The sequence below is a fragment of the Bradyrhizobium sp. UBA2491 genome (assembly GCF_002341725.1).
GTDB lineage: Bacteria > Pseudomonadota > Alphaproteobacteria > Rhizobiales > Xanthobacteraceae > Bradyrhizobium.
The window spans coordinates 453-673 of the sequence record NZ_DDOP01000046.1; the positions used below are offsets into that span (position 1 = coordinate 453).

At 66.5% G+C, this 221-nt stretch carries 1 pseudogene; it reads left to right on the forward strand.

The annotated features are described in order from the left end of the window. A pseudogene (locus tag B2W55_RS15400) lies at positions 1-221 on the forward strand (hypothetical protein); the annotation flags it as partial.

A 221-nucleotide genomic window follows, 5' to 3' on the forward strand; every position in this document is an offset into this window, starting at 1 on the left:
GAGATGGCCTCGCTGCTCGGCCGACCGAAGTCCCCTTCGTGAGATCGGGGACCGTCCCGCGTAGAGTTTTTTTCATCGCTGTCCTGATCGCCGCCGGGCTGTTCGCTGGCCCGGCGATGGCGCAGGACATCTCCATCAATCTCGGCGGCGGCAATGGCGGCGTGACCGAGCGCGCGATCCAGTTGATCGCGCTGCTCACGGTGCTGTCGATCGCGCCGTCG